This window comes from Streptomyces sp. (assembly GCF_031181555.1).
Lineage (GTDB): Bacteria > Actinomycetota > Actinomycetes > Streptomycetales > Streptomycetaceae > Streptomyces > Streptomyces fimbriatus.
The window spans coordinates 1-7,115 of sequence record NZ_JAPSKQ010000020.1 but is presented as its reverse complement, the minus strand read 5'-3'; the positions used below and the strand labels follow the sequence as shown (position 1 = coordinate 7,115).

Here is a 7,115-nt window from a genome sequence, read left to right as displayed (position 1 = left end):
CTCCACGAACGGCACCTTGGCGAGCTTCCGCGGCCGCGCGGACGGCACCACCCGTGCCGTGCTCGACTTCTCCCGGACCGACAACGCACCATCTCCCATGCATGCGAAAGGGGACGTTCACGCCACCTCGGCGGAACGTGATCGAATTTATGGGCGACCACTGACAACGCGGGCCGCCCGCCGCCGCGGTGCCGCCCGGCGGCCGGGGTCGGGGGAACGCGGCCGGGGGAGCGCGGTCAGGAGAGCGCCGTCGCGGTACGGCCACCCGTGACGCGGAGGAGGTCCAGCCTCTCCGCCTCCGGCCGCCGCCGTGTACGTGACCACGCGCAGGTCCGCGCCGGGGACGAGCAGGACGTCGCAGTCGAGCACGATGTCGCCGACCTCCGGGTGCCCGATCGTCTTGCGGTCGGCCGTGTGCCGGGCGGCCGTCCCCGCGGCCCAGTGACGAGCGAACTCCAGGACCGCTTCACCGCTCCCGCCCGGATCGTGACCACCACCAGCGACACGCGCTTCGGTGACGTCAGGCACACCATGGGCGTGGTGCCCGGCCCCGGCGGTCCGCGTAATCTTCGATCATGGCCGACACCTATGAACTCCAGCTCGCGCTCGACCTGCCGGACTCCCTCTCGCCCCGCGAACTCGACCTGCTGCGCTGGCATGCGGCGGAGGAGGGCGGCCGGCAGGACGAGGGGTACGAATGTCCCCTGTGGGACGGCCGAGGGCCGGCACGGCGCATCGGAGGCCTTCAGGTGGCGGAGTTGCGCGCGGTCCACGGAGGATGGGCGCTGACCGTGCGGCAGGAGGCGCATCCCGACGGGTTCCACGATCTGCGCAGGCTCGTGCAGTGGCTCGGCGCGAGGACGACGAGCACGGGCCCCATCGGATACCTCCGCTTCTACGAGTCGCACGTGCCCGACATGCTGATCGTCCAGTCCGGGACCGTGCGCTGCGCCTTCCTGAAGGAGGACAAGGTCATCGAGGTGGCGTCCAAGGAGTTCCCCTATACCTGATCCGCCATCAGGAACCCCGGTGTTCACCGAACCGGCCCGCCGAGCCGGCCGGGGCAGTTCCCTGGTCCCGTCCGTCCGGTGCCGCGGTGACCCCCGCCCGGACCTTGACGTGAGCCGGAATCGATCGATAGTGGTGCGTGGTGCGTCGGTCGGCTGTCCGCAGCCGTGCCGGCACGAGGCGAGGGGGAGGGGAGGACACATGGCGGTACCCGGTCCTCGACCCACCCGCGACGCGCCCACCGGAACGCGCACCGACGCACCACGGCCGTGCCCTCACGCCCGTCCGTCCACGTGCCCCCACACCCGTCCGTCCAGGTGGTGCAGATGAAGAAGAGACTGTGCGGTGCGGGTGCCGTCCTCGGCGTCCTCGTCACGGTGGGCGTGCTGCCGGCGCAGGCGTCGTCCCCCGGCCCGCAGTCAGGTCGGCCCGCACTGCCCCTGGGCCCCTCCGACCTGACCGAGACCCGTACCACGACGACCCTGCAGCCGGGCGTCACCCTCACCCGCATCGTGCGCGGCGGCGAGGCCCCGGCCCTCCGATGGACGGTCGAGGTGTCCATCCCCGGCGGTGACACCTCGCCCGATCCCGACGCGCCGCCGACCGCCCTGAAGGACAGGGCGAGCGCGGACGAACTGGCCGCCGACCTCGAACAGGACGGCTTCCGGGCCCGGGTCGAGGAGGTGACGACGGCGAAGGTGGCCGACTACACCGGAGGCACACTCGGATGGCGGGTCCGCGTCGGATCGTTCGGCTCGCAGTCCGCCGCGACATCCGAGCGAACACGGCTGAGGGCAGCCGGATACACGGGATCCGCCGTGTACACCGGCTGGGACGGCGACGCCACAGACCGGGGCCCCTGGCGCGTCGACGTGCTCACCGTCGACCCGCGCCGGTTCCGCGGGAGCCTCCAGGCGTCGTACGGCCCGGACCTGGAGAACCGCGAGACCACCGGCGAACTGTCGGACGCCGCGGGCGCGACCGCGGCGGTCAACGCCGGCTTCTTCGTCCTCGACCCCGCAGCGGGCGCCCCGGGAGACCCGGCCGGCGTGGGCGTGTACGACGGACGCCTGCTGAGTGAACCGGTGAACGGGCGCCCCGGCCTGGTGGTCCACGACCACGGTCGGCGGACGGAGGTCGCCCGGTTCACCTGGCAGGGAAGGGTCATTGATCGGGACGCCTCGCTGAGCCTGAGCGGCGTCAACCGGGTACCGGGTCTGATCAGGAACTGCGGCGGCAACCCGGGCGACCTCCCGACCTCCTCGCCGCTGCACGACGTGACCTGCACCAACGCCGACGAACTCGTCGCCTTCACCCCCGACTACGGCCCACGCACACCGCGGGGCGAGGGACTCGAAGCCGTACTGGACGCCGACGACCGGGTCGTCGAGCTGCGCTCACCACGCGGCGGACCGCTTCCGCCCGGCGGCAGCTCGATCCAGGCGACCGGCCGGCGCGTCGCCGAACTGACCGGCCTCGCGCACGTCGGCGACCACCTACGCGTCAGGACGACCCTGCTGGACCGACACGGACGCCGGGTCTCCCCCTCGGCCGGGACCGACATCCTGAACGCCGGCCCCGAACTGGTCCGCGACGGGCGGCTCCACATCACTCCCGCCACCGACGGCATGGTGCGCCCGGGCGACCCGAGCTTCTATTACGGCTGGGTGCACAAGCGCAACCCGCGCACGCTGGCCGGGGTGGACGCCGCCGGCCGCACCGTGTTCGTCACCGCCGACGGACGCAGCACCGACGCGCTCGGGCTCAGCATCGCCGAGAGCGCCGAGGTCGCCAGGGCACTGGGACTCCGGGACGCGGTCAACCTCGACGGCGGCGGCTCGACCACCATGGTCGTCGACGGCGACGTCGTCAACGACCCGTCCGACGCCGCCGGTGAACGTCCCGTCGGCGACGCCTTGTTGATCCTGCCCCGCAGGAACTGACCCAGCCCGGTCGAACCGCTCGTGCAGCGCCGAACCGCACCGCAGGGAGCCGCCGTGTCCGCGACCGTGACCGCCGTCCTGTCCCTCCTCCGATCCCGTGTCCTGCTCGTCCTCGCCGTAGTGCCTCTCGCTCTCGCGCCGACCGCACCGGCGCTCGCCGTCCCGCCCGTGGCGCCTTTGGAGGCCACCGCCGCGGGGGAGGCGGCCGGCGCCGCCCGTTCCCCGAAGCCGCGCGGCGCCGAGGTCGTCGCGGTCACCCGGGTCGCGGACCGGCAGGTCGACCTGTCGGTGCGATCAGCGGCCCTGGGCGGCCGGACGGTCGAGGTCCGCCTCCTCACCCCCGACGGCTGGAACCCCGACGACCGACGCCGGCACTGGCCGACCCTCTGGCTCCTGCACGGCTGCTGCGGGGACTACACCTCATGGACCGCCAGGACCGACGTCGCGGAGATCGACAGCCTGCGCGACGTGCTCGTCGTCATGCCGGAGGCCGGCTGGAACGGCTGGTACAGCGACTGGTGGAACCACGGCCGGGGCGGCGACCCCGCGTGGGAGACCTTCCACACCGTGGAGTTGCGGCACCTCCTGGAGCGCGACTGGGGCGCGGGCGGCAACCGGGCCGTGGCCGGCCTGTCGATGGGAGGCCAGGGAGCCCTGCTGTACGCCGCCCGGCACCCCGGCATGTTCAGGGCGGCCGCCGCGTACTCCGGCTCCGCCCATCCGCTCCTGAACGACGAGTCGGCCGACCGCATCATGGGCTTCTTCGCCGGCCAGGGCGACGATCCGCTGCGGGTCTGGGGCGACCCGGTCGCGCAGCGCCGCATCTGGGAGGCCCACGACCCGTTCCACCTGGCCGAGCGGCTCAAGTCCGTCCCCGTGTACCTGTCCTGCGGCGACGGCACCACCGGCCCCCTGGACCCACCGGGCCTCACCAGCGCTCTCGAGGCCGATTTCAACCGGCAGAACCACGCCCTCGCCGCCGAGTTGAAGCGCGTGGGCGCGAAGCACGTGACCACCCACTTCTACGGTCCGGGAACCCACGGCTGGGCGTACTGGGAACGCGAACTGCACGCCTCCCTGCCGATGCTGCTCGGCGCCCTGCGGGTCGACGACTGAGTCCGCACCCGGCGGCGGCCGGTGACGGTCACCGGCGCGCGAGACCCGTCCCGCCCCTGTCGACGTCAGTGGGGGCGCACAGGGTCTGCGCATGGTCGATCAGATGTGGGCCGGGGTGCGGGAGCGGGTCGCGGCGCTGGGCGCGCTGCCGGCGAGCAGCGAGGTGTTCGGGGCTCTGGGGCACCGCTGGGCCTTGGCGGACCCCCTTGCCGAGGGCGACCTCGCGGAGCTGGAAGCCCACCTGGGCGTGAGGCTGCCCGAGGAGTACCGGGCGTTCCTCACACAGGTCGGCGCGGGCGGCGCGGGACCCGCCTACGGTGTCTTCCCGGTGCGGCGCGTGCAGGGCCGCTGGCGCTGGGAGGGCGACGGCGCCGACATGGCGGACCTCTCCGCGCTGGCCGAGCCGTTCCCCGAGAAGGGCCCGGACCCCGGACTCCTCGACGCGCTCCTGGCCGAGCGTCCCGAGGAAGAGGACTTCGAGGAGATCGAGGACTTCGACGACGCCATCGAGGCGTGGGACGAGCGGTGGGAAGCCGTCATGTTCGCCCCCGCCCGCACCGCCGGCGCCGTCGTGATCTGCCACCTGGGCTGTGCCCTGCGGGAATGGCTGGTCGTCAGCGGCCCCCACCGCGGCACGATCTGGTCCGACCCCCGGGCGGACGACGCCGACCTCGAACCCCTCCTCGACCCCGAGGGCAAGCCGGTCACCTTCGCCCGCTGGTACACCGACTGGCTGGGGAAGGCCGAGCGCACCGCGCGGCAGGCGGGAGCGGGTGTCTGACCGGCTTACCCGCGCGATGCGCAGGCTGCCGGGGCCCTCTCCGCCGATCGCGTCCGCCGCACCGGGCCGGTGGAGAGTACTGCCGCGGTACGTTCCGTCGGACGCGAGGACCACGGTCCCGCGCCGAGGGCGAGCTCACCTGGCTGCGGCACGCCTACGCGCACACCGCGCCCGGCGGCCGGGTCGTCATGGTGGTGCCCGCCTCGGTGGCCTGCCGCAAGGCCGACCGCCGCGTTCGGGCCGAGTCGGTCCGCCGCGGCATCCTGACCCAGGTCACCGCGCGGGCCCCGGGAACGGCCGCCGCGCACGCCCTCCCCGTCCACCTGTGGCCGCTGCGAGGACCACGGACACCGGACGACGCGGCCACCACCGTGCGCGTGAGCGACCTGACGGTCAACGACCCGGACGGCCCCCCGGAGTCGCGCCCCGAGCAGGTGCGACGTCCGAGCGAACTGCTGCCCGCCCTGGACATCGCCGCACAGCACCGCCACGGAGCCGCATTCACCGGGGCGGGAACGGACCGGCCGACCCGCTCCACTCGCCCACCGGCCCCCAAGCCGACCTCGAACGCTGCCGACACGCTTACCGAAGTCATTGACTCCCGAAAATGCGTACGCATGGGCCCTGGGGACCTGGCATCATGGGGCGCTGCACGTCGTGCGGATGGCGGATGTACGGGCCGAGTGTCTGACCGAGGGGGAAGCCGTGGCGGACTGGATCTACATCCTCAATCCGCACAGGGACACACTGGACGGGGAGCCGTCCGACAAGGAGACGATGCGCCGACTGGCGGAGGAGGAGCCGGAACTCGAACTCTGGCTCAGCCGCCGCAACCGCATGATCCAGGGCGATCGCATCTGGTTCTTCTTCACCCACCCGGAGTCGGCGGTCGCCGCGGTGGCCGAGGTCGACGACGAACCCCGGCGGGATCCCGAGGACCCCGACATCCCTTACCTGGTTGCCGTGACCCTGCTGGCCGAGGCGACGAAGGCGCTGTACCGCGACCCGGTGAGCCGGGAGGAACTGGGCCTCGGGCAGGTGCGGTCGGTGCAGAAGGTGAAGCCGGAGGCCCTGCCCGCGCTGCTGGCGCGGACGGGGCTCTGACATCCGCGACAACGAGCGGACGGCCGGTCTCGGCAAGGTGATCGGCATGTCGTCCGCGCACTTGCTGACCATCGGAGACCGGCCGCCCTGAGCCGGGTGGTCACCGAGCAGCGGACGGCGTTCCCGCCCGGGCGGGTCAGGGCGGCGCGGACCCTGCAGGAAGGCGACGGGGCCTTCCTCTGGACGACGCGCGGCTGCTTCCGGAATCCCACTCGTGCCCTCGGTCGAGTGACCGCCCGGGCCTCGGTCGCCGGGCCCGTACGGGCGTTGGGCGAGCCGGTCGTCTTCGGGGACCGCTCCTCCACGGAGGGACGCCGCCTCGAGGTGTCCGGCCCGACCCCGTTCCGCGACGGTCCCGTCCTGCGCGACCTCGTGCCCCGGCTGTCGGCCTTCCCGGATCCCGCGACGCGGAGTGTCCGCAGGCGGCGTGCCGCGCTGGCCCTGCCACCGGAGCAGGCGGGGCGCCGGCCCGAACCCGGTGGGATGTCGGGCCGACGCCCCGCGCACCTCCCGGGCGAGCGTGTCCGGCTCTCAGCCCCGGCTCGCGCCCTCGACCGCCGGTCCCGGAGCCGCGCCGCTTCGCGCACCGGTACTGGAGCGCCGCACAGTGCGCGCCGCAGTGGTGCGGGGCCCGGGCGGTGATCTCCTTCCGGATCCGCCGCATGTCCTCGTGCGAGTGACCCAGGCCCAGTGCGCCCCAGATCTCGGTGAGGTACGGGGAGGAACCGTCCGGGTCCGGCCAAGGCCTTCGGGGCATGGGGGACACCGGCCCCGAGCCGGATCGCGCTGTCACGTACGGGCGAGGGAACTCGATGTCCACGGCACGGTGCTCCCTGCAGGCCGGATGGAGGGCGTGCGGTGCCCCTCACACGGTGGAGGTGATGGGATCGCTGCCGGATGTCCGGGTTCCCGACGCCCTGGTGAGCGGCCGGCAGGCGGTCCTCGGTCTCGTGGTGGAGCGGGGATGGACCTTCCAGCACTGCGAAGGCACGCCGGTACTGTCGCTGCCCGGGCGGAGGAGACCGACCCGGACGTCAGGCGGACCGCGTCGTGCCGATGGTGGAACCGCCGGTCGGGCGACCGGTGCCGTCCGGGACGGCGGTGCCGCGCCGCCCGGTGCCCGTGCGATCCGCAGGACGCCCTCAGATGCCCCACGGGTCGGG

The 7,115-nt window shown here is 73.5% G+C and carries 6 protein-coding genes and 1 pseudogene; 6 read left to right on the top strand and 1 reads right to left on the bottom strand.

Features of this window, described 5'->3' with window-relative positions:
* Positions 1-147: 147 nt before the first annotated feature.
* Entirely contained in the window at positions 148-528 is a 381-nt protein-coding gene (locus tag RIM90_RS06940) for a hypothetical protein (RefSeq protein WP_309059684.1), read from the bottom strand.
* A 47-nt stretch (positions 529-575) separates the two neighbouring features.
* Here RIM90_RS06940 and RIM90_RS06935 point away from each other — a divergent pair, with 47 nt between their 5' ends.
* The 6 genes and pseudogenes from RIM90_RS06935 to RIM90_RS06910 all read left to right on the top strand — a co-directional run bounded on the left by RIM90_RS06935 (position 576) and on the right by RIM90_RS06910 (position 5,952).
* Positions 576-1,010, top strand: a complete 435-nt coding sequence (locus tag RIM90_RS06935) for a hypothetical protein (RefSeq protein ID WP_309059683.1) — start codon at positions 576-578, stop codon at positions 1,008-1,010.
* Positions 1,011-1,334: 324 nt separating this feature from the next.
* Positions 1,335-2,951 carry a phosphodiester glycosidase family protein gene (locus tag RIM90_RS06930; RefSeq protein ID WP_309059682.1) on the top strand — a complete coding sequence of 539 codons (1,617 nt, stop codon included), beginning with the start codon at positions 1,335-1,337 and terminating at the stop codon, positions 2,949-2,951.
* Between the two features lie 54 nt (positions 2,952-3,005).
* Positions 3,006-4,067: an alpha/beta hydrolase gene (locus RIM90_RS06925; protein ID WP_375165406.1), complete on the top strand. Its 1,062-nt coding sequence runs from the start codon at positions 3,006-3,008 to the stop codon at positions 4,065-4,067.
* A gap of 91 nt (positions 4,068-4,158) precedes the next feature.
* Positions 4,159-4,848 (top strand): SMI1/KNR4 family protein, encoded by a 690-nt coding sequence (locus RIM90_RS06920; RefSeq protein WP_309059681.1) that lies wholly within the window; start codon positions 4,159-4,161, stop codon positions 4,846-4,848.
* 107 nt (positions 4,849-4,955) lie between these two features.
* A pseudogene (locus RIM90_RS06915) lies at positions 4,956-5,303 on the top strand (SAM-dependent methyltransferase); the annotation flags it as partial.
* 208 nt (positions 5,304-5,511) lie between these two features.
* Positions 5,512-5,952, top strand: coding sequence for a hypothetical protein (locus tag RIM90_RS06910; RefSeq protein ID WP_309059680.1), 441 nt, complete (start codon positions 5,512-5,514; stop codon positions 5,950-5,952).
* Positions 5,953-7,115: the final 1,163 nt, after the last annotated feature.